This is a genomic window from Halalkalibacter sp. AB-rgal2 (assembly GCF_041821005.1).
Taxonomy (GTDB): domain Bacteria; phylum Bacillota; class Bacilli; order Bacillales; family Bacillaceae_D; genus Halalkalibacter.
The window spans coordinates 37,103-58,172 of the sequence record NZ_JBGUAV010000003.1; the positions used below are offsets into that span (position 1 = coordinate 37,103).

The 21,070-nt window shown below is 37.9% G+C and carries 30 protein-coding genes, 1 pseudogene and 1 riboswitch; of the genes and pseudogenes, 9 read left to right on the forward strand and 22 right to left on the reverse strand.

What is annotated here, in order from left to right:
- Nucleotides 1-57 precede the first annotated feature (57 nt).
- The 12 genes from ACERJO_RS03180 to ACERJO_RS03235 all read right to left on the reverse strand — a co-directional run bounded on the left by ACERJO_RS03180 (nucleotide 58) and on the right by ACERJO_RS03235 (nucleotide 9,176).
- Nucleotides 58-570: a L,D-transpeptidase gene (locus ACERJO_RS03180; RefSeq protein ID WP_373646531.1), complete on the reverse strand. Its 513-nt coding sequence runs from the start codon at nucleotides 568-570 to the stop codon at nucleotides 58-60.
- A gap of 38 nt (nucleotides 571-608) precedes the next feature.
- Nucleotides 609-1,577 carry an aromatic acid exporter family protein gene (locus ACERJO_RS03185; RefSeq protein ID WP_373646532.1) on the reverse strand — a complete coding sequence of 323 codons (969 nt, stop codon included), beginning with the start codon at nucleotides 1,575-1,577 and terminating at the stop codon, nucleotides 609-611.
- 184 nt (nucleotides 1,578-1,761) lie between these two features.
- Nucleotides 1,762-2,484, reverse strand: coding sequence for an amino acid ABC transporter ATP-binding protein (locus ACERJO_RS03190; protein ID WP_373646533.1), 723 nt, complete (start codon nucleotides 2,482-2,484; stop codon nucleotides 1,762-1,764).
- On the reverse strand, nucleotides 2,477-3,133 hold the full coding sequence (locus ACERJO_RS03195; RefSeq protein ID WP_247104935.1) for an amino acid ABC transporter permease: 657 nt from the start codon (nucleotides 3,131-3,133) through the stop codon (nucleotides 2,477-2,479). The genes ACERJO_RS03190 and ACERJO_RS03195 overlap by 8 nt, the downstream gene beginning before the upstream one ends.
- A gap of 32 nt (nucleotides 3,134-3,165) precedes the next feature.
- The gene (locus ACERJO_RS03200; protein ID WP_247104936.1) at nucleotides 3,166-3,927 is read right to left on the reverse strand and encodes a transporter substrate-binding domain-containing protein; all 762 of its coding nucleotides are present in this window, start codon (nucleotides 3,925-3,927) and stop codon (nucleotides 3,166-3,168) included.
- 376 nt (nucleotides 3,928-4,303) lie between these two features.
- The gene (locus ACERJO_RS03205; protein ID WP_247104937.1) at nucleotides 4,304-4,456 is read right to left on the reverse strand and encodes a hypothetical protein; all 153 of its coding nucleotides are present in this window, start codon (nucleotides 4,454-4,456) and stop codon (nucleotides 4,304-4,306) included.
- Between the two features lie 49 nt (nucleotides 4,457-4,505).
- Nucleotides 4,506-4,664, reverse strand: a complete 159-nt coding sequence (locus ACERJO_RS03210; protein ID WP_373646534.1) for a hypothetical protein — start codon at nucleotides 4,662-4,664, stop codon at nucleotides 4,506-4,508.
- Nucleotides 4,665-4,811: 147 nt separating this feature from the next.
- Entirely contained in the window at nucleotides 4,812-5,042 is a 231-nt protein-coding gene (locus ACERJO_RS03215; protein ID WP_247104939.1) for a DNA primase, read from the reverse strand.
- Between the two features lie 286 nt (nucleotides 5,043-5,328).
- A complete protein-coding gene (locus ACERJO_RS03220; protein WP_247104941.1) occupies nucleotides 5,329-6,174 on the reverse strand; it encodes a manganese catalase in 846 nt (281 codons plus the stop codon).
- Between the two features lie 193 nt (nucleotides 6,175-6,367).
- Complete coding sequence (locus ACERJO_RS03225) at nucleotides 6,368-6,844, reverse strand: spore coat protein (protein WP_247104943.1); 477 nt, start codon at nucleotides 6,842-6,844, stop codon at nucleotides 6,368-6,370.
- 105 nt (nucleotides 6,845-6,949) lie between these two features.
- Nucleotides 6,950-7,270, reverse strand: coding sequence for a hypothetical protein (locus ACERJO_RS03230; protein ID WP_247104945.1), 321 nt, complete (start codon nucleotides 7,268-7,270; stop codon nucleotides 6,950-6,952).
- Between the two features lie 175 nt (nucleotides 7,271-7,445).
- Complete coding sequence (locus ACERJO_RS03235) at nucleotides 7,446-9,176, reverse strand: BCCT family transporter (protein WP_247104946.1); 1,731 nt, start codon at nucleotides 9,174-9,176, stop codon at nucleotides 7,446-7,448.
- A 184-nt stretch (nucleotides 9,177-9,360) separates the two neighbouring features.
- Here ACERJO_RS03235 and ACERJO_RS03240 point away from each other — a divergent pair, with 184 nt between their 5' ends.
- The 7 genes from ACERJO_RS03240 to ACERJO_RS03270 all read left to right on the forward strand — a co-directional run bounded on the left by ACERJO_RS03240 (nucleotide 9,361) and on the right by ACERJO_RS03270 (nucleotide 12,130).
- The gene (locus ACERJO_RS03240) at nucleotides 9,361-9,570 is read left to right on the forward strand and encodes a DUF1659 domain-containing protein (protein ID WP_247104947.1); all 210 of its coding nucleotides are present in this window, start codon (nucleotides 9,361-9,363) and stop codon (nucleotides 9,568-9,570) included.
- 19 nt (nucleotides 9,571-9,589) lie between these two features.
- Nucleotides 9,590-9,808, forward strand: coding sequence for a DUF2922 domain-containing protein (locus ACERJO_RS03245; RefSeq protein WP_247104948.1), 219 nt, complete (start codon nucleotides 9,590-9,592; stop codon nucleotides 9,806-9,808).
- Nucleotides 9,808-9,984 carry a YvrJ family protein gene (locus tag ACERJO_RS03250; RefSeq protein ID WP_252120710.1) on the forward strand — a complete coding sequence of 59 codons (177 nt, stop codon included), beginning with the start codon at nucleotides 9,808-9,810 and terminating at the stop codon, nucleotides 9,982-9,984. Before ACERJO_RS03245 ends, ACERJO_RS03250 begins: the two co-directional genes overlap by 1 nt.
- Nucleotides 9,985-10,190: 206 nt before the next feature.
- Complete coding sequence (locus tag ACERJO_RS03255; protein WP_247104949.1) at nucleotides 10,191-10,673, forward strand: hypothetical protein; 483 nt, start codon at nucleotides 10,191-10,193, stop codon at nucleotides 10,671-10,673.
- Between the two features lie 43 nt (nucleotides 10,674-10,716).
- A complete protein-coding gene (msrA, locus tag ACERJO_RS03260; RefSeq protein ID WP_373646535.1) occupies nucleotides 10,717-11,259 on the forward strand; it encodes a peptide-methionine (S)-S-oxide reductase MsrA in 543 nt (180 codons plus the stop codon).
- Nucleotides 11,259-11,693, forward strand: a complete 435-nt coding sequence (msrB, locus tag ACERJO_RS03265) for a peptide-methionine (R)-S-oxide reductase MsrB (RefSeq protein ID WP_373646536.1) — start codon at nucleotides 11,259-11,261, stop codon at nucleotides 11,691-11,693. The genes msrA and msrB overlap by 1 nt, the downstream gene beginning before the upstream one ends.
- 194 nt (nucleotides 11,694-11,887) lie before the next feature.
- Nucleotides 11,888-12,130, forward strand: a complete 243-nt coding sequence (locus tag ACERJO_RS03270) for a hypothetical protein (RefSeq protein ID WP_373646537.1) — start codon at nucleotides 11,888-11,890, stop codon at nucleotides 12,128-12,130.
- On the opposite strand, the gene ACERJO_RS03275 is transcribed toward ACERJO_RS03270, so the two are convergent.
- A complete protein-coding gene (locus ACERJO_RS03275) occupies nucleotides 12,127-12,309 on the reverse strand; it encodes a hypothetical protein (RefSeq protein WP_373646539.1) in 183 nt (60 codons plus the stop codon). The two genes, ACERJO_RS03270 and ACERJO_RS03275, sit on opposite strands and share 4 nt — an antisense overlap.
- 130 nt (nucleotides 12,310-12,439) lie before the next feature.
- On the opposite strand from ACERJO_RS03275, the gene ACERJO_RS03280 reads away from it, so the two are divergent.
- Nucleotides 12,440-13,171: an alpha/beta hydrolase gene (locus ACERJO_RS03280; protein WP_247104955.1), complete on the forward strand. Its 732-nt coding sequence runs from the start codon at nucleotides 12,440-12,442 to the stop codon at nucleotides 13,169-13,171.
- A gap of 37 nt (nucleotides 13,172-13,208) precedes the next feature.
- A complete protein-coding gene (locus tag ACERJO_RS03285) occupies nucleotides 13,209-13,634 on the forward strand; it encodes a GNAT family N-acetyltransferase (protein WP_373646541.1) in 426 nt (141 codons plus the stop codon).
- Nucleotides 13,635-14,047: 413 nt separating this feature from the next.
- Here ACERJO_RS03285 and ACERJO_RS03290 read toward each other — a convergent pair whose 3' ends face one another.
- The 9 genes and pseudogenes from ACERJO_RS03290 to ACERJO_RS03330 all read right to left on the reverse strand — a co-directional run bounded on the left by ACERJO_RS03290 (nucleotide 14,048) and on the right by ACERJO_RS03330 (nucleotide 20,862).
- Nucleotides 14,048-14,368 carry an MTH1187 family thiamine-binding protein gene (locus tag ACERJO_RS03290; RefSeq protein WP_373646690.1) on the reverse strand — a complete coding sequence of 107 codons (321 nt, stop codon included), beginning with the start codon at nucleotides 14,366-14,368 and terminating at the stop codon, nucleotides 14,048-14,050.
- A 75-nt stretch (nucleotides 14,369-14,443) separates the two neighbouring features.
- A pseudogene (locus ACERJO_RS03295) lies at nucleotides 14,444-15,118 on the reverse strand (DUF1385 domain-containing protein); the annotation flags it as partial.
- Between the two features lie 15 nt (nucleotides 15,119-15,133).
- Nucleotides 15,134-15,727, reverse strand: coding sequence for a hypothetical protein (locus ACERJO_RS03300; RefSeq protein WP_247104961.1), 594 nt, complete (start codon nucleotides 15,725-15,727; stop codon nucleotides 15,134-15,136).
- Nucleotides 15,728-16,546 (reverse strand): bifunctional hydroxymethylpyrimidine kinase/phosphomethylpyrimidine kinase, encoded by an 819-nt coding sequence (thiD, locus tag ACERJO_RS03305; RefSeq protein WP_247104963.1) that lies wholly within the window; start codon nucleotides 16,544-16,546, stop codon nucleotides 15,728-15,730. It abuts the gene before it with no gap.
- A gap of 12 nt (nucleotides 16,547-16,558) precedes the next feature.
- On the reverse strand, nucleotides 16,559-17,671 hold the full coding sequence (gene thiO, locus ACERJO_RS03310; protein WP_247104965.1) for a glycine oxidase ThiO: 1,113 nt from the start codon (nucleotides 17,669-17,671) through the stop codon (nucleotides 16,559-16,561).
- 17 nt (nucleotides 17,672-17,688) lie between these two features.
- Nucleotides 17,689-18,468, reverse strand: a complete 780-nt coding sequence (locus ACERJO_RS03315; protein ID WP_373646543.1) for a thiazole synthase — start codon at nucleotides 18,466-18,468, stop codon at nucleotides 17,689-17,691.
- Between the two features lie 5 nt (nucleotides 18,469-18,473).
- On the reverse strand, nucleotides 18,474-18,671 hold the full coding sequence (gene thiS, locus ACERJO_RS03320; RefSeq protein WP_247104969.1) for a sulfur carrier protein ThiS: 198 nt from the start codon (nucleotides 18,669-18,671) through the stop codon (nucleotides 18,474-18,476).
- A 15-nt stretch (nucleotides 18,672-18,686) separates the two neighbouring features.
- Complete coding sequence (gene thiE, locus ACERJO_RS03325) at nucleotides 18,687-19,304, reverse strand: thiamine phosphate synthase (RefSeq protein WP_247104971.1); 618 nt, start codon at nucleotides 19,302-19,304, stop codon at nucleotides 18,687-18,689.
- Nucleotides 19,305-19,414: 110 nt separating this feature from the next.
- Nucleotides 19,415-19,521, reverse strand: a riboswitch (TPP riboswitch).
- A gap of 216 nt (nucleotides 19,522-19,737) precedes the next feature.
- Complete coding sequence (locus ACERJO_RS03330) at nucleotides 19,738-20,862, reverse strand: membrane lipoprotein lipid attachment site-containing protein (protein ID WP_373646545.1); 1,125 nt, start codon at nucleotides 20,860-20,862, stop codon at nucleotides 19,738-19,740.
- Nucleotides 20,863-21,070: the final 208 nt, after the last annotated feature.

The window sequence follows — 21,070 nt, forward strand, 5'->3', positions numbered from 1 at the left end:
ATCATATTGCAAAAGGGGATTCCATATCAGGTCATCCCCTTTTTGCGTTATGGAGTATTAAATTGCCCCATACTCTTTCGCTAATTCCACTACCTCTAAATCTGTTGTATCAGTTATTAACATCTTTGTTCCTAATGGGATTTGTTGAAATAGTTCCTCTACATGCTCATTAGCCATTCTTATACAACCTGCAGTAACAGCCTTCCCAATTAGATCAGGTCGATTTGTGCCGTGAATACCATATATACGCCCGTCCGTATTGTTCGCATCAAAGCCCATCCAGCGTGACCCTAATGGATTTTCTGGTGATCCACCTTCTATATTTAACTTGCGATAATATGGATTTTTGGCCTTTACAATAATTTGAAATAGACCAATCGGTGTCTCATCGCCATCTTTTCCAATTGCAATTGGGTATGTTGACTGAACTTCACTTTCATGTATAAAAGAAATCTGCTTGTCTGACACACTCACTATTAGAAATGGGTCTCCCACTGTCGGATTCTCTCCTAAAGGCCATATAGGCGAAACCGCAAGGACAGTTAATAAAAAGAAGCAAAGTGATCTCACTACAAACAACCCCTTCTTTTTATTCTATAGTGTGGTCATTACAGTTTCTTCTTATCCAACTCATTCCATAAACGATCTTTAATATGCAAATATTCACTTAGTTCATTCATAATATAAAATAACGATGCGCGAATTTCGAATTCTTCCCGTGTTTTCGGAAGGTTGGTTTTTTGAAATCCTTTCTTAATGTCCTCAAGCTTTTCTAAGAAATAAGGAACTTGATTAGCTGGACTAATGGCCGCACCTAATTCCTCTAGAAAACCTGCTAGTACGACATTTTGTTCATACGTCTGGTCAATAGAGGATATATAAGGCATAAGTCTCTCAAGTAACTCAAATTGCTTTTCTCGCATTTTAAAGTAATAGTAATAACGATCCTCATATCGAAGGAAGTGGTTATGTATATTAACTAACGCTTCATTTTGTCCTGCTTTTAATAATTCATCTGTTTCATATATTTCTTTCCCGTCCCAGTCACTTTCGCCATACCTTAAATAAACAGCCAATTCAAAAAAGATTTTCTTAAAATGCGCTTCGATCTCTTTATGATAATGTCGAAGCTTCCTTTCACTACTTGGCATATAAGCATTCATAATTAACGCGACCCCAACACCGATCATAATCAGTAGCAATTCATTTATAATTAAAGAAAGAGTTACTTCTTGAGCTGTATACATATGCAAAATGATGACAGCGCTTGTGACAATCCCTTCTTCTACTTTCCACATGACTGCTATTGGAATAAAGAGTAATAAAACAACAGCTAAAGCCCAGGGAGCGTAACCAATTAAACTAAAAACAATTGAGCTGACAACAAGGCCAATTAAACATGCTGCAATTCGATACCATGACGCCTTTACAGAATCACGTTTCGTTGTCGAAATACAAAGTAACGCCAAAATCGCCGCAGACCCATAAAAGTCTAAATTCAGCATTTGTGCTATGGCAACAGCTACTCCGGCTCCAATAGCTGTTTTTAATGTACGATATCCAATTCTAAATGGCATTCATTAGACTCCTTTTCTGTTCAAACTAGCACTATTATTATTCGTATTTTATCATATGAAGCCACGATACATTCCAACATGTATATATTCTTTACGAAAAATCTCTTCGCGGCCTTTTCTATTTCAATGAAAAAACTCGAATAATAAGTCTCTGAAAGACCTTTATTCGAGTCACTATATTGATTTATAATACTTTATCAAGGAATTCTTTTGCTCGATCGGAAGTTGGCGCTTCGAAAAACTGTTTCGGTGGTGTATCTTCAACTAACTTTCCCTGGTCAAGGAAAAGAACACGATCGGCAACTTCTCGGGCAAAGCCCATTTCATGTGTTACAATAACCATCGTCATACCTGATTGAGCTAGTTGCTTCATGACATTCAGTACTTCCTTAACCATCTCAGGATCTAAAGCAGAAGTTGGCTCATCGAATAACATCACTTCAGGCTCCATCGCTAATGCCCGTGCAATCGCTACTCTCTGCTTCTGACCACCAGACAAACGACTAGGGTATTCTCCACTTTTTCCCAATAATCCAACATCCTGAAGTAATTGCTTTGCTCTAGTTACAGCACTTTCTTTTTTCTCTCCTTTTACGTTTTGAGGAGCATACGTAATGTTTTCAAGAACGGTCATATGAGGAAAAAGATGAAAATGCTGAAACACCATTCCAATTTGCTGTCTAGCTATTCGAACGTCCGCTTTAGGGTTTGTCAATTCCTTCTCTCCGACCCATACTTGACCTGAGGTAGGTTTTTCTAATAAATTCAAGCAACGCAAAAAGGTAGACTTCCCTGAGCCCGAAGGACCAATCACCGCAACGACATCACCTCGTTCTATTTCTGTTGAGATCCCTTTTAACACTTCAATTTGCTGAAATGACTTATATAAATCATCAACTTTAATCACTGCGTTGCAACCTCCTCTCAATAAATCGGCCAATTAAAGTCAATCCCATCACAAGAATGTAATAGACTAGTCCAATTAATAGGAACGTTTCGAAATACGTGTACAGTTGAGCATTTACAATTTGAGCTCTTCTCATAAGGTCCATAACCCCAATAACAGACACAATAGCGGATTCCTTCGTTAAATTAATAAACTCATTAAAGAGAGCAGGTAATATGTTACGAAAGGCTTGAGGTAATATAATATGAAGCATCGTATGTCTGTAAGGAACCCCTAATGCATCAGCAGCTTCTTGCTGTCCTTTATCAACTGCTTGAATTCCTGCACGAATAATTTCTGAAACGTAAGCAGCCGAATTTAAACCAAAAGCAAGAACGCCTGCTACATATGCACTAATATCAATTCCAAATTGAGGGACACCAAAATAAATGATTGATAACTGTAGTATAAGAGGAGTACCACGAAAAATAGATGTATAAGCATTTGCTAAAAAGCGTAAAATTCCAACGCGTCCAATCTTAAAAAATGCCAATATGATTCCTAACAATAAACCAATAATCAATGAAACACTAACGAATTGTAGCGTAACCCATATCCCTTCTAGGATAAAAGGAATATGGGGCACGATTCGATCAAAACTCAAATCCATGCCCTCACTCCTTCCCTTAACCAAAAATTGGTTTATTCATCTTCGGCATCAAACCATTCTAAAATAAGTTCATTCATCTTGCCATTTTCCATCATTTCATTTAGTTTTTCATTAAAAGGTTCCACTAATTTACTTTCTTTCGGAAAAGCAATAGCAGCTCCTAATTCCTCTTCATCTTCTACTGGCACTTCAAAACTCATTAGTCCTTCTTGAGCTCCTAGAAACCCTTCTGCTACTTTATCTTCCATTAAAATGGCATCAATACGACCAGCTAATAACTCTTGGACAATTTCTGGAATACGGTTTAATTTAACAACTTCAAAGCCAAAATCATCAGCTATTGCTTCTGCTTCTTGCTCTTGAATTGATCCGAGCTGTACAGCGACAGTCTTTCCTTCTAAATCTTCCATCGTATGAATATCAGAATCTTCTGTTGTGACAATTAAATTCTTCGCTAAATAGTAAATATCAGAGAAGTCAACACTTTGACTACGTTCATCATCTGGGGTCATTCCCGCCAATACAAAATCAATTCTTCCTGATTCTAAAGCTGGAATTAACGAATTAAAATCCATATCTTCAATTTCAAGTTCATATCCTAGCTCATCTGTAATATAACGAGCAATGTCAATATCAAACCCAACTATTTCTCCTGTTGCTGTATCAAATGATTCATATGGTGGATAATCAGCAGATGTTCCCATTACTAGTGTTTCTGAATCATCCGAGCCACATGCAACTAACGCAAAGCTAACGATAATAGTCATTACTAAGTACACGAATATTTTTTTCACTTTAAATCCCCCAACTATTTTCAATATAATAATTATACTTGTATATGCATATTAACACACAGCCTTTAATTTGCAAATACTTTTATAATCTCTTAATAAATACACGAAATTTTTTGTACTATTTTTATTTTCGGAATAATCGAGTTATTAGAATAATCAATTAAATTATTCCAATATATTAAATCACTTAAAAAAGATGACTATACTAATCATTTATATAGTCACCTCTTTTCTTATCTATTTAATTTGTCAACCATTTCAATTAATCCATTCAATGGATCTTCAGTTATATAAAATTAGCTACTAAAAAACTGTCCCAAGTTAACTGACTTGAGACAGTTTATTTTATATAGTCAAAATGTAGTACCATTAGCTTCTATTCTAATCCGCCATCATCCATCGGCTCTTCCATTCCTGGGTCATTCATTCCTGGCTCATCTACTCCTGGCTCTCCTTCTACATCTCCACATGCTGCTAATACACTTACAGCTAACGCTCCTGCTGCTAATCCTGATAATAACTTTTTCATTATTCTTCTCCTCCTATATTAATCATTATTTTTTATAAAGCTCCTACTCTTACTCTAATCCTCCATCATCCATTGGCTCTTCCATTCCTGGGTCATTCATTCCTGGCTCATCTACTCCTGGCTCTCCTTCTACATCTCCACATCCTGCTAATACACTTACGGCTAACGCTCCTGCTGCTAATCCTGATAATAACTTTTTCATATTCATCATGATTTCCTCCTTAAATTTTATATAATTGGTTTGTGCTCATCTATCTATACCCATTATTTAATATTTAAAACAAAAGCTACCTAAAAAGTTAAAATAAACTTATTAGGTAGCTTTTCTAGTTACTAGATTGGTAACTTTACATTATTATTCTAATTCTAAATCTTCGTCACCAATCGGCTCTTCATCAAGTTCTGGTTCATCATCTAAAGGCTCATCTCCAATCGGATCTTCACCTACTGGATCTTCAATAGGTTCTTCATCTCCTACTGGATCGCCACCATCTACATCTTCTGGAGCTGGCTCGTCTCCACAAGCTGCTAATACGCTAACTGAAAGCGCCCCCGCTAAAAGTGTATAAAGAAATTTCTTGCTCATCTAAAATTCCTCCTTAGAATTGTTCGTGTTGGAATTTAATTTGATGTGCTTCCAACTAGTGCTCATTGTACAGAACAAATTTCTTGCTTGAAAGGGAATTGGGTCTATTTACAACCTTTCCCTTTTTCATTTGATATTTTTTCAACTTCTATCATGATTTTATAGGCAGATATGTATTTGTGCCATTTTATAGGCATGCTCTTTTATTTAGCGCTCAAACACAAAAAAGATACCACGATGATGTGATATCTCCTTTACTCCTTCATCACGACAAGCTTTTAACGTCTTAGAACATAGGTGGAAGATGAGGCGGATTCGGTAAAGCCGTATTATGCATATACGGTGGAGCTGGTTGTAGCCTTGGTTTCTTGCCAAGTGGCTTAGGATTAGGAACATACGTAAACTCACCCAATCCATCCATACTTGGTCCTTGCGCCCAACGACCATGCTTGCTTTCCGTTCCTCCTGATAAATCATAATAATCATATGCAACTTCATGCTTTTCTAACGAGCGTGGGAACGTACTCGGTACAACAATGTTTTCTTTTTCTTCTAATTCGCATATTGCAGCATACCATTGGTTTTGATGCATCGTATCTCGTGCAATAAGCCATGATAGCATATCTTTGACACCCTCATCGGTTGTCATCTCATATAAACGAACTGCTTGAAGACGCCCCTGAGATTCATATGTTAAATTTAGACGAAAATCAGCTAGTAAATTTCCACTTGCATTAATGTAACTAGCTGTCCAAGGATTCCCGACACTATCTGCAGGCATCGCTCCTAGTCCAGCAACAATGGCATGCTGTGGGTTCATTCCGCCTAATATTGCTCCAACAACAGGGTCTTTAGCTGCTACTTCTTGATCTCCGACAGGAGCATTGTCTAACAAACGTGCGATCATCGTTGCTAGCATTTCAACATGCGCTAGCTCTTCTGTACCTGTCGCAAGTAACAAATCTCTATACTTCTCTTCCCCTCTTGTATTCCATCCTTGAAATAAGTATTGTAAAGCAACGGAAATTTCACCAAATTGCCCCCCAAGTATTTCTTGCAACTTTTTGGCAAATACAGGATCTGACCTTACAGGCTTAGCATGATATTGAAGGTTCTTTACATGATAAAACATTGTATCGGCTCCTCTTCTTATTAGTCCTCTATACTTTATTCATACAAACGCCTATATGTTCCATTCATATTAATACGTCAATTTAAATGAGCATATTTTATTAGCAAAGTTCACTATAAAAGCTTAAAAAATCCGAATGCTAAATTAGCATTCGGATTTACTTTGATTCATACACATGACACCCTTAAATGGATTATAGAATGTCTAAATTCACTAACAAAGCAAGTAGGATTTGAAGCAACAGTTGGATATTTATACCAATTTGAGTATCGGTAGTCGTAACATTAACATTTCTTGAATTTTCAATAACTGTTTTTTGTAAAGAGATTTGTTTAATTTTTGCGGACTGTAACAATTCCTGAGTAATCTGTTCAGCTTCTTGACTGTCAGCAATTGAGATACTAACGACGAGAGCGATGGCCGCTTGTAATGCTGCTTGTAGCTGTACAGCTGCTTTCGTATCTGTTGTGGTGACAGTAACATCACACGAATCCTTAATGAAAATATACTCTTCAGACTGTTGAAGCGTTTTATTCACTTGCTGAGCACTTTGATCAATATCACCTTCATCAGCTGGTGAACAAGGATGCTTTGCTTTTCTATCTAATGCTGACCACGTACTTGTATCTCCTCGATCGTTAGAATTAGAGTAATATACATCTTGATTCATATTATCTTCCTCCTTTCCAGTTCTACTTTCACTGTATGCTTGTCGCCAAATAAGGAGTGTTCGATTACCCTAGTACTTTAACCTAACTTTTAATAGTCGAAGGATTTATCTTTTTTTCTTGAAGATTTTTACTTGTTTAAGGTCATTTTTACTTTCAACCATTTTTTTATTATCCTGAATTTGATTTACGATATTGATTTTATTTGATGGGTTTTCGACTGTATTTTTAGTCTCATTAGCTTCCGATTCCGTAAACGTCTTCTCCTGATTCTCAATAAACTCCTCGACTTGATTTTGCAGCTTAGTCACTAAATCCTTTAATGCTTTTTTATCAGCTTTATTATTTATTTTCTGAAACGAGTGTTTTTTCATCACTTTTTTTACAAATACATCTACTAACTCCTGTTCAATCATTTCTTCCTTCATATAATCACCCTCCTATAAAGTTATTGTAGTAGGCTTAAATAGTATATGTGTGCGTAGGTATAATTGTATGGACATATGTCATCCTCTTTGTAAATAATCATCTCCACTCTATGCAAGAAAATCCCATATTCCAAAAAAACTGGTTCAGTCATATGACCAAACCAGCTTTCTCATCTTATTTCTTTGAATCTGAATCATCATTAAATTCCTCATAAAGTTCTTCCTTCACTTGTTCGTAAATGTCCTCTCGAACTTCTTCTTTCACCTGCTCATAAACATCTTCTCTTACTTCTTCCTTTACTTGTTCATAAACATCTTCTTTTAAATCATCATACAAATCATCTCTAATTTCTTCGCTCATTTTCTTTTGTCGCCGTCTTTTTCTCTTTACATTTTCCTTATTATAATCCCTTCCTATCATGATTAAGACGGAAATAATCATGAATGTCATAATAATAGCAAATGGTAATGCGGCAATAATCGATGCAGTTTGCAGAGCTCCGAGTCCCCCATCTCCACTTATCAAAAGTACACTCGCTGTACCAGCAATTAAAACACCCCACAACAACTTCACTGTTAAACCTGGGTTAAGGCTACCTCTAGACGTCATCGTTCCTAACACATAAGAAGCTGAGTCTGCAGAAGTAATAAAGAATATTAATATTAAAATTACGGCTAAAAAGCTTGTGAGCATACTTAATGGTAGTTCACCTAACGTAGCGAATAAGGCAATTTCAACATTGTCCATGACCAAGTCCCCGATTGGAACCGTACCAGCAATTTCAATACTTAATGCTGTTCCTCCAAATGAAGTGAACCAAATAACGGCTAAGAAGGAGGGGACTAGTAGAACACCTGCCATAAATTCACGAATCGTACGTCCGCGAGAAATTCGTGCAATAAATATTCCCATAAATGGCGCCCATGCAATATGCCATGCCCAAAAGAAAATCGTATTCCTCCCTAACCAACCACTCTCTGCAAATGGCGTCATCGTTAAGCTCATTTCTGCCACGTTCGTAATATAACCACCCAATGTGGTAACAATGCTTTCGGCAATAAACAGCGTAGGTCCCACAACTATGACAAATAGTAATAACAATCCAGCAACTGCCAAATTAATATTACTAAGTCTTTTAATTCCTTTATCTAAGCCTTTCGCTGCAGAGAACATAAATAGCACCGTTACGATTGCAATGATCGTAGTTTGAGTCCATACATTGTTTGGAATAGTGGAGATGTATGACAAACCACCTGTAATTTGCAGGGCGCTTAACCCAAATGTTGTCGCAACCCCCGTACATGTAGCAATAACTGCCAGTATATCAATAGAACGACCAAACCAACCATTTACCTTATTTCCAATTAACGGATAAAATGCAGAGCTAATAAGTGCAGGCCGCTTCTTTCGAAATTGAACATATGCAAGTGTTAATCCTACTATTGAAAAAATGGCCCATGGGTGTAAAGCCCAATGGTAAACAGCATATCGTAAGCCAGCCACAGCAGCAGCAGATGTTTCTGCTGTATACCCCATAGGTGGATCTAAATAGTATAAAACAGGTTCAGCCACTCCCCAGAAGACAAACCCTACTCCGATTCCAGCCGCAAATAACATGCCAATCCACGAATACCAGGAATACTCTGGTTTCTCATTCGGTTCTCCTAAACGCATCTTTCCGTATGGACTAATTGCTAATATAATGACAAATACAACAAAGAAAGCAGTAACAAGCATATAAAACCAACCAAAATTAACGAGCATCCAATCTAAACCATCATTAGCAGTCCTACTTAGTGTATTTGGTGATAATGCTCCCCATAGTACAAATAAACCAACGATAATAGCGGAAATTATTAAGACACTGCTGACCTTTTCTTTTTCGACTATTCTTTGATCATTCATTGTCAAACCTCATTTCTATTCAAATTATAAGACCATTTCCAATGATGAAGTAAAAACCTTAATTGAAAAATAAGACAAAGAAATATACCCGTAACAAGTTACATTCAAACGTGTGTTATTACTTTCTCAATGATCACTAAAAAGTATGCAACAAATCGATATAGAGTATGAAGGAGGTGATCATATGAATGAACAACAAAACAGCCGCTTATCGATTCTATTTATCGTCGGTGTTGACGATGAAGGAGCAAACGTGACGAAGGCGAAAACATTCACGAATATTAAAGGCACAACAACAGATGAAAGCTTACTTCAGTTCACTAACGCGATCGTATCTTTGCAGCAGTATCCTGTAGCCGATTCCATTCGAAACAATCAGTATTCCATTATGTAAACATTAGGAGGAGAAAAAAATGAGTAAACGGTTAGAATTACAATTTGAAAATGAAGAAGGACGTCTTGTCACCATTTCTGTTGATGATCCAATTGAACCACTTGATGGTGAATTAGTTGCACAATCGATGAATCAAGTTTTAGCAGAAGATGCAATTGAATCTAGCGGTGGTAACCTTGTAGCAATTCGTGGAGCACGGATTGTCGAACGCAACGTTACTGAAATTGAATTACCTTAATGGATGCGGCCATTGATCTTTTTGTTCCTCTTATTGGTGAATATGGATTTCCACTTGCTATTACACTCTATCTTCTGCATCGATTAGAGCAAAAAATCGATCGAGTTACAATGGCGGTGGAACGTTTGCCAGAACAGTTGGAACAAAACAGATTACCTGCTCGACTCGCTAAATAAGACATCTAACTTTACGTGGGCACTGAAAAAGTTTGGTTTTTAACTTTTTTGGTGCCCTTTGGTCAGCTCCATGTCCCATTTGGAATATTCTTCAATTCACATCCTCCTATATTCTTGGATAAAAATTGGAAATCAGTAAACACTATCAGAACACCATATAGAATATAGGTTACAGAATAATTATTACGTTAGCGCAGGTGGAGAACATGGGAATTGAAAAACGTGCAGAAGTATTATTTTGGAGCATTGCCTTCCCCGGATTTGGACAGTTCCTTAATAAAAAGTATGTAAAAGGAATCTTTTTTATTATTTTGGAATTCACCATTAATGTTCAAGCTAGATTAAATTTTGCTATTATGCCTAGCTTTTACGGGAAAGGAGAACTTGCTAATGCAAGTGTTGATTATCAATGGATTATGTTCTATCCTTGTGTCTACTTATTTTCCATGTATGATGCTTATCGTGATGCAGGTGGAGAAGCCATTCGCTATGCTTTCATTCCATTTGTCACATCTGCATATTTCGGTACCGTCGGAATCATTTATTCTAATAGTATAACAATCTTTAATCATATACTTGGGGTAATTTGGTCCCCTATTCTCTTACACTTAAGTGGATATGTAGTCGGACTATTAATTAGAAAATTAGTTATGTTGATTATTTCTCGTAAGCAAGTACACAGTCAATAAGTCAAAATCATGGTATACTTCTTTAAAGAAGGAGGGAGCAATCATGGTAGCTAATTCCGTTGAAACAGCAACATTTGCTGGTGGATGTTTTTGGTGTATGGTTAAACCTTTTGACCAATTTGAAGGAATCGAACATGTCATATCTGGCTATACAGGCGGGCATACAGAAAACCCAACTTACGAAGAAGTTTGTTCAGAAACAACAGGACATTTTGAAGCTGTTCAAATCACATATGACCCAATGATTATTTCCTATGACCAGCTACTTGCTATTTTTTGGTCTCAAATTGACCCAACTGATCCTGGAGGTCAATTTTACGATCGCGGTAATTCGTATCGCACCGCTATTTTTTATCACAATGAAACACAAAAACAAAAAGCTGAATTATCTAAGCAGGAATTGGAAAGCAGTAATCGTTTTTCCGAAACGATTGCCACACATATCTTACCTGCTAAAACCTTTTACCCTGCTGAAGATTACCACCAAGATTATTACAAAAAAAACCCAGCTCATTATACAAGGTATCAAATCGGCTCAGGACGCAAAGCATTTATTGAACGCCACTGGTATGGAGGAGAGAAATAATGTCTAACGATCATAAAAAATCATTAAAAGAACGATTAACACCGATTCAATTTCATGTTACGCAGGAAAACGGAACCGAGCCTCCCTTTCAAAATGACTATTACAATCTTGAGGAAGAAGGAATTTATGTCGATCTTATTTCAGGAGAACCTCTATTTAGCTCAAAGGATAAATTTGACGCAGGTTGTGGATGGCCAAGCTTCACAAAAACAATCAATGAGAATGAAATTAAAGAAAAAAAGGATATGAGCCACGGCATGATCCGAACTGAAGTTAGAAGTACAAAGGCGGAATCCCATCTCGGTCATGTTTTCCCAGACGGGCCCGCTCCAACAGGGCTTCGATACTGTATTAATTCAGCTGCACTACGTTTTATTCCGAAAAAGGACTTAGAAAAAGAAGGATACAGTAAATATATAGAGCTTTTTTCTTAACAAACACCAAGTGATCCAAGAGAATCTCCTTTGAAAATGGGAGGAGATTCGAGGGCACTGAAAAAGTATTAACCAACTTTTTCAGTGCCCTTGATTTGACTAGCAGTGGCTTCCCTTGTTGCTCGCCTGATACGAGAAACCCACTCGTATTGAGGTCACTGAAAAAGTCCTTTCTAGTAACTCAAGGAAGAGTAATGGCTCCGCTCGTTGCGCGCCTTGCTATGAGAAACCCACTCATTGCAAGGCTTTCAAAATCGGGCAACGGCTACGCACATTACTTCAAAGCCACTGAAAAAGTTAAAACCAAACTTTTTCAGTGGCCTCCTCGTATTAGCCTTTTTAAAACAGGTAATCGTTTCGCACATTGCTCCAAGGACACCGAAAAAGCTAAAAATCAATCTTTTTCAGTTCCCCATGGAGGTCTCGTATTTATTTAACTCTCATCATATGTATATCTGACAACATATCGCTTTGATTTTAATCGCTTAATTTCGACAAGTGGACCAATCTCGTGACCATTAATCCAATTATCTTCTATTTTTGCTTTGACGCAGCCAGCTTGAAATTTCGAATAAAAAACTTTACTATAATAAACCCACTTTGGTGGTTGCTTCAATTTGAACACCTTCTTTTCATGTTTTATTTATTTTACATAATCACTTTGAATTACACAAAGACTTCTTCTTGGCAATCATTATATTATTTTTGTACACTAGTATAAGTATACATAGAAAGGAATTTAATTTATGGCAAAGAAACCGTTACAAGGAACGATTCGTGATGATCGTATTACAAGTAGAGAATTAGACGAGGATATTCCACTAATCGTTTATACCCCTCCTCATTACACCCCCCTCCAATCCTACCAAGTACTTATATGTCAGGATGGGAACGACTATTTCCAAATCGGACGAATTCCACGGGTCGTTGAGGAACTTTTAGATGAGGGAGAAATCAGTGAAACGATTATTGTAGGAATTCCTTATCCTTCTGTCGACATTAGAAGAGAACGATATTTTCCAAAGGACATCCAAAATGAAGCATATATTCGCTTTTTAGCAAACGAACTGCTCCCATACTTAGACGAACATTATCCGATTGAACCACTTGCACATGCAAGAACGTTAGCAGGCGACTCACTAGGAGGAACGGTTTCGTTAGTGGCAGCAGTTCGATACCCTAGCCTATTCGGGAAAGTGATGATGCACTCTCCATTTGTAAACGAGGATGTGATCAATGAAGTAACAAATTGTAAACATTCAGAAGATCTCTCCGTCTACCATGTCATCGGACTACAGGAGACTGCTGTCAATACAACTGATGGCAACATTGTTAATTTTCTTCCTCCTAACCGTGAATTGCGAGAGGTTATGGAGCAAATGTCATTCACTTATGAATACTATGAATTTGATGGCGATCATAAGTGGGTTCATTGGCAAAAAGACTTGCCTAGAGGAGTAAAACATTTATTATCATAAATGAAATGAACATCGAGAGAAAGAGGAATGATTGATTATGGAGATAATTCAAGTAACGAATATACATCAACGACAAGATGCCTACGATGTACGTACTAAGGTATTTGTCGAGGAACAACATGTTCCACTTAATGAGGAAATCGATCAATACGAAGAGGAATCGATTCATTTTGTCATGTACAACCACGATTTACCGGTAGGTGCAGGTCGCCTTCGTTTCATTGAAGACGTCGGTAAAGTAGAACGTATTTGTCTTCTCAAGGAAGCTCGTGGAACGGGAGCCGGACATGCATTAATGGAAAAGATTGAAGAAACAGCCTACTCAAATGGTTACAATAAACTAAAGCTACATGCTCAATGTCAAGCTGAAGGCTTTTATAAAAAGCTCGGATATGTGACTGTATCCAATGAGCCTTTTCTAGATGCAGGAATTCCTCACGTTGTGATGGAGAAGAACCTTTAAAAGTTTTTAACTAGTACGCTTGACTTATAAAGGGATTCTTTCCACCGACGCTACTGGGATTGGTGCACGCTCAAGCAGACGGGCACTGAACTTGTTAGCTATACCATTGAATTTGAGTTCGCCCTATCCTCCTGCGTGCGAGGCTTGTCATTAAATAACCAACGGAGAGGCTGGGACATAACTAAAGTGTCTATCTGGAAACCCGAACAAAAGATGAACGTAGCGGATGAAATATACGTAGACTCCTGCGGGATGAAAAGCCAAGGGTGAGACCCCGCAGTGCGAAGCACGAGGAGGCTCACCGGCTTCCCGCGGAAAGCGAAGTATATTTCAGGAGCGGTTTACGTCCTCCATCTATCATTGTTCGGCTTTTCTTTTAGTTAAACCACTTTTGTCCCAGCCTCCTTCGCATGCTATTCTTTTTCTTTTAGCTTAGTTTGTACAGATGCTAGCTTACTAGACATTGATGTTGCTTTATCTCTTCGATCATCAATGCGAATATTGGTTGCAACTCGATGGATTCCTTTATTAAATGGCGCTTCGTGAATTGCTTGAATAACCTCAAACAAGATTGGTAGCTCCCCTTCAATGATCGTATTCATTGGCGTCAATTCAAATTCGATTTTTCCCTCATTCTTATAAGTCTGAAGGATCGTTTGTATATCTGCGACATACCGACTGACGCTTGCTGTCTCTGTCCCGACTGGTATAACCGTAACGTCTACAATCGCCATACGTCTCACCTCACTTTGAACAGGTTTTCTTTTCATTTTTAATTTATTTGGAAACTCTTCTGCTGCAAGCTTTCGGTATGATTGAATGGAGGCAACTAAATGTATACGCTCAGGTTCAGTTGTGGTCACAAATTTTTGTAGCCAATATGAAATCGCCAAGATCGGCTTTCGGATAAATGAGAAAGCTTTTACTTTCATTAAACGAATCACTATAGGAACTAGAATAACACTCATATATGATGCAAACATTAAAGACTGGCTCCATTCATTGAAAACAAGCCAAAGATATAAAGTCAAAATAATCACACTTAAAAAATACACAACAACGCTATTTGTTGAACAGTTCCGATTAGTAATAGCAGCTTTTTCTATCATCTTTAACCTTCCACGACTAATAATCCCCTTATCACTAAATACTTTATGCTCAGCCCCGTGATACTTTTTTAATTGTGTCGGAAAGATAAAGTGAGTTCCGAATAGACAATAAAATAACGTATAATATGGTAACCCATTCCACTCGAAATCTGATACCACTTTTGGAACTATGATCAGGACAACAACAAGCATGATGAGCCCTTTATACCATAGAGGCATCGATAATGTCACTTGTGCAATCATTTTCATTAGTGTTTGCCCGTTTATTGGTTTAACCCAACTTCGTAATCTGCCGTTTTCATGATAAGCACATGAAACATGGTTCTTTCCTATATAAAATATGCCATTTTGAAAAGACATTCCTCGAATGCGCATCGAGCATCACCTAATCTATTGATTTATCAATTGATCTCTGTTCACTTCACGTGAAATAATCCAGTGGGGTACTTCCAATGCTTCTCCGAAAGTGGGAGATTCAAAAGCCGCATCTTCAAGATCCATAGGTACATGATTGGTCCACGTATGTAAATAATGTACATGCAGTTCTTTATCCGCTATTTCATTGTTTCCAAATTCAATTTGAAAACGTCCGCTATTTCCATAGCTTACTTGTTCAACAAGCTCATTTGGAAACACAAAGATAATGCCGTTTTCAACATCAACACCTTCGATTTGCTCAATCACTTGGTCTCCATATGTCAGTTCAAGCGTCGCATTTGTATAATTTAAATCATGATTAGCTGAGTAGATTCCGATATAATCATCACCATATAAGCCTTCCGAAGGCATGACGTTCCAATTCCATTCACCATTTATAACAATAGAAGATTCCCGCTCTTCATATTTCACATTGAGATCAACATGATCCTGCAACTGTTCATTTGTAATTGATTCTACCCCATTTAGAAAATAATAACCACCTACAAACATAATGACCATTAGTAAAATAGGTAAAATCAATACAGTTTTATTACTGTTTAACATTTAAGATAACCCTTTACTTTCTCGGTTTTGACGATAAGCTGCATGATTCGTTGGTCCGATACCACTTCCTATTTCTAATGAGTACGTAATAGCTGCTGTTATATAAGCCTTAGCCTCTTCCACGGCCTTAATAATCTCGGTTCCTTTTGCAAGCTCTGCTGCGATCGCTGCTGCAAACGTACAGCCTGTACCGTGCGTATGTTTCGTATCCACACGTTCTGTAGTAAGCTCATGCATCTTGTGACCATCATAAAGAAGATCAATTGCTATACGATCCTCAAGATGACCACCCTTCAATACAACATACTTCGGACCAAATTGGTGTAGAGCCTCAGCTGCTTCTTTCATCTCTTTTACTGTCTTAATACCATCTAACCGTAACAATTTTGCCGCTTCTGGGAGGTTAGGCGTAATCACGGTTGAAATGGGTAACAAATCATCTACTACTGCTTGTACTGCTTCATTTTGCAGAAGAGTTGCACCACCTTTAGCAACCATAACAGGGTCAACAACGATGTTCTCCACTTGATACTCTTTCAGCTTACGAGCGACAAGCTTAATAATGTCAGCAGAAAATAGCATCCCTGTTTTGACAGCATCGGCTCCAATATCAGACAATACAGCATCCATTTGTGTTTCAATCGCTTCAAGTGTTTGCGGGTATACTCCATGAACACCTAATGTATTCTGAGCTGTTAAAGCCGTAATCACACTCATGCCATACGTCTCTCTCTCTTGAAACGTTTTTAAATCGGCCTGAATTCCTGCGCCACCACCACTATCTGACCCAGCAATTGTTAAAGCTTTTGCAATTGACATATTCCTCTCCTCCTATGAAAATCGTTCAGGTATACACGATTGTAACGGTGAATAAATTGACTTACGACCATCTAACAAATCAGCGACTGCAACGGCAGTAATTGGGCTTAACAATATTCCGTTGCGATAATGTCCTGTTGCAAAGGTAATATGTTCGGCTTCTTGGAGCTTCCCAATCAAAGGGAAGCCATCCTGCGTTGCCGGCCTTAAACCTGCCCACGTATGAAAGGGGTTCTTTTGGGTTAAATGCGGAAATACTCGCTTATTCCAATTCGTTAGTCGTTCAATTCCTTTTTCGGTAACAGATGTTTGAAATCCAGCTATATCTTCTGATGCCCCATTCACTAATGTTCCATTTGCCTTTGGAACAAAGTATCCTTGACTTGTATAAATAATATGATTCACATCATTCTCTTGCATGTCATACGCACAAATTTGCCCTCTAATTGGATACACAGGTATGCGAATATGAAAAACATGCTCAAGCTCACTAGCCCACGCCCCAGAACAAATAATAAGTTGTTCTGCCCGGAAATCCTTGCCTGACTTAGAACGTAGATGAACCGCTTCCTTCCATTCTAAAATCTCAACAGACTCTAATCGGTCACTAATGGTTACACCATTTTCACGACAGGCTTGTTCTAATGCGAGAACATAATCAGGAGCAAAGACATGACTTTCTTCTGGATAATACATTGCAGCTTTTAAATCCTTTGACAACAACGGTTCCATCTTTCTTAGCTGCTCACCAGTAAGAAGCTCAGCTTCTGTCCCCCATTGTTCTTGCCATGACTTACGTGTTTCAAGCGCTAGCACATCTGCCTCATGATACACAGCATGTAAACTACCACTTTCGCTATATTCAAAATCTAGCTTTGATACTCGCTTCACTTCTTGCTGCCATTTCTTATACATTCGTAAACTATCTAGACATAATTGAAAAAAATCATCCGGATCCTCTCCAATTTCTGAAAAGGGAGCAAGCATTCCTGCTGCTGCACCCGAAGCTTGTCCTCCACATACTGTCTTCTCAAGAATCGTTACGGCATAGCCTCTTTGACTTAACTCAAAGGCAGTAGCTAAACCAATAACGCCTCCTCCTAAGACTAGAACACGTTCCCCCAAAGTTGCTCCTCCTTAAATCAATTCGAAATAAAAGATGGTAGTCCACTGCTAGCAGTAGCAAACTTTTTCTTTTGAATTCGACCTGCTTCATATGAAAGTCTACCTGCATCTATTGCATACTTCATCGCCTGTGCCATTTTGACTGGATCCTTCGCCTTAGCCACTGGTGTATTCATTAGAACTCCATCCGCACCTAATTCCATTGCTTGTGCTACGTCCATCGCTGAGCCTAAACCTGCATCGACAATGATCGGTACTTCCGCTTGCTCAACGATAAGCTGAAGGTTATAAGCATTCAAAATTCCAAGGCCAGTTCCTATCGGAGCACCACCAGGCATGACTGCTGCAGCCCCTGCTTGCTCTAACTTCTTACACAAAACGGGATCATCTGACGTATATGGTAATACGACAAACCCTTCGTCAACAAGGACTTCTGTAGCCTTTAACGTTTCGATCGGATCAGGTAATAAAGTCTTCTCATCTACACTAATTTCAACTTTAATCCAATCACTTAAACCAGATGCTTTAGCAAGACGAGCAATTCGTACAGCCTCCTCTGCTGTTTTCGCACCAGATGTATTAGGCAAATACGTAAAAGACATTCCTTCTAAATGCTGTAAAATTGCATCCTCAGTAGGTGCTTCTAAATTGACACGGCGTATCGCAAACGTTAAGACTTCAGCCTCCGATGCTTTTATCGCTTCATTTTGGACAAAGGGGTTTGGATACCTACCTGTCCCTAAGAAAAACCGTGATGATAATTCCTTCCCTGCAATCGTTAGACGTTTATTATTCATCGAGATCATCCTCCTCCAACAAATTGAACGAGTTCAATTTTCATTCCTTCTTTTATCGCTGTCGTTGTCCAATTTGAACGGTCTATAATCTCACCATCAACTTCTGTTACAACTAATTGTGATTCCAATTCAAAATGTGCGACAACTTCATCAAGTGTACCAACGTTTAACTGATGTTCCTCACCATTAATTAGCAGTTGCATCACACACACTCCCCTTTACTTCGATAGTTTCCTTACAAATTGTTGACAAACTGACTGAATATCCTCAGCACCAACAATTTCACTAATCATACAAATTCTAGAAGCTCCGGCCTCTAACACTTGATCAACATTATGCAATTTAATCCCGCCGATTGCGACAAAAGGAATCGTAATTTCGGCTACAACCTGTTTAATGTATTCAGTTGTTACAGGATCAACGACATCAACCTTGCTTTTAGTTGAAAATATCGGACCGACACCAATATAATCAGCGCCAGCCTTAACAGCTGCACGAGCCTCTTCGATATGGTGGGTCGATAATCCAATAAGTTTGTTCCCGACGATTTTCCTTGCTTCTTCAATTGGTAGATCATCTTGACCAATGTGAATACCATCAGCATCAACAGCTAATGCAACATCGATATGATCATTCACAATAAAAGGGACATCATACTGCAATGTTAACTGACGTAATTTTTTTGCTTTTTCAAAAACCTCTTTTTTACTGCTTCTTTTATCACGAAGTTGAATCATATCGACTCCGCCTTTGATAGCTTCTTCCATAACGTCAATTAAATCCCGACCTTGATGGAACTCCTCACCCGTAATAGCATATAATTGAAACTCTTTCATTTCTTCTCCCACCCTTTAATAGAAAACAATTTGATAAGAAAACGCGATAGCGACTTTTCTTAAACGCTAATAACCGTACCCGATCAACGGAATACGGCTACATATGAAAAAATCATGTGTATCGACTTTCCTACGCTGGTATCAGCCAGATCAGGTACAAGGGTATAAGATAAACACCTTATTCTCAGTCTCTTATGAGACACCCCTAGTCTTTTTATTAGAGGTTGTTCCAATAGGGCAAGTATTTCCCTATTGAATGACCTCAAAGCAATGAGCGCAGTCGCTCCATCTTTTAAAAGTCTTGTCGTGAATGTTTTTCTGACCACATAACACGTAGCGAACGGAGCCATTGCCGTTTTTTGGTACTTTTTGAATATGCTCAATTACTATTCCATTGACTCCATTATGACAGAGTTTCATTCAAAAATGCAAGCTACTCATCCTCTAATAAATAAATCATGTTTCCTCGATCAACATCATATATTCGCTCATAGCGATCACCAATTAACACTGCATCTCCTGATGGTGACACACTTAATGGCTCATGTCGATCAAATGTTGTAATCTTTCTCTCTGAATCTTCTTTCACACTATAAGCGACTAATTCATAGCCATCTTCATAGCTAAAATAATCACTGCTATATTTAGGACGCAAATAATAGAAAACATCATTTACTGAGTCATACGTGTAAAAGGGAATCCACCATTGCTCTGAATACGTATTTAATATCGGCATTTCTATTTTTCGATACGGCTCTTGATTTTGATAGAACGTATACGTTGAATAGAGTGAATCTGGAGATTGAACCGTAACAGCTAGCGACAGTTCATTTGTAAAACTCGCAAAAGCAATAATATCCTCTTGCCATGACGTCGTTTCCTTTGTGTCAGTATGATAAATGACTAAAGGAGCATGGTAACTTGGCTCAAACTCATCCCAATTCAAATAAGCAAACGTTGATTCGGATAACCATTGAACATAAGGGTGCGTTAAATCAACTTCAGTTAACTGATCTACTGTTATATCTAAATGATAAGCTACAAACTTCCAATCAGGTAGAAAAGAGATAAGAACCATCGACGTCGGATCATAAGAATTCCAAAAAACAGAATATTCCTCACCAAGATCTTCAATGATTCTTTTTATTTGCCCTTCTTCATTAATCACCACTAATGTCGATTTGTTATCAGTACTATATGTTTGTATAGCAAACAATGATTGATCAGCATTACCTTTCAAATCGACAACCCATCCATCGGTCTCAAACAATAACTCAGATGTTCCCGTAAAAAGATGGTACGTATAGACGTAGGACCGTTCATCAGACTCCTCTAAATAAAGAATATGGTCTTCATTATACCAATCAACGATTTCAATAAAAGAGGACGATACATTCTGAAACGGTAGGATGTTTGTTCGCTCTAAAAATGATGATGGCAATTCTTTCGGTACACTTGAATTCATTGTTCGAGTGGGGTTAGGACTAGCCTCAAGCTCAGCCATTGAACAACCATTTAATACAAAAACAATAACGAAAAAAAAGATATATTTCTTCAAAATTCTCCCCCCACTCCATAAGATGTCTATCACTATCATATCCGACTTTTATCCTCTTTACTATATAGACGTTTCAAATTCAAAAATGTTTCATTATTTTGAAAACAAATTAAGTAAAAAAAATCAGCTTCTTTTTTAAAGAACGACGTGCTCTTTCATAATAAAGCAGCTAATCATGTTATCCATATGAAAAAAGGCACTTCACCTC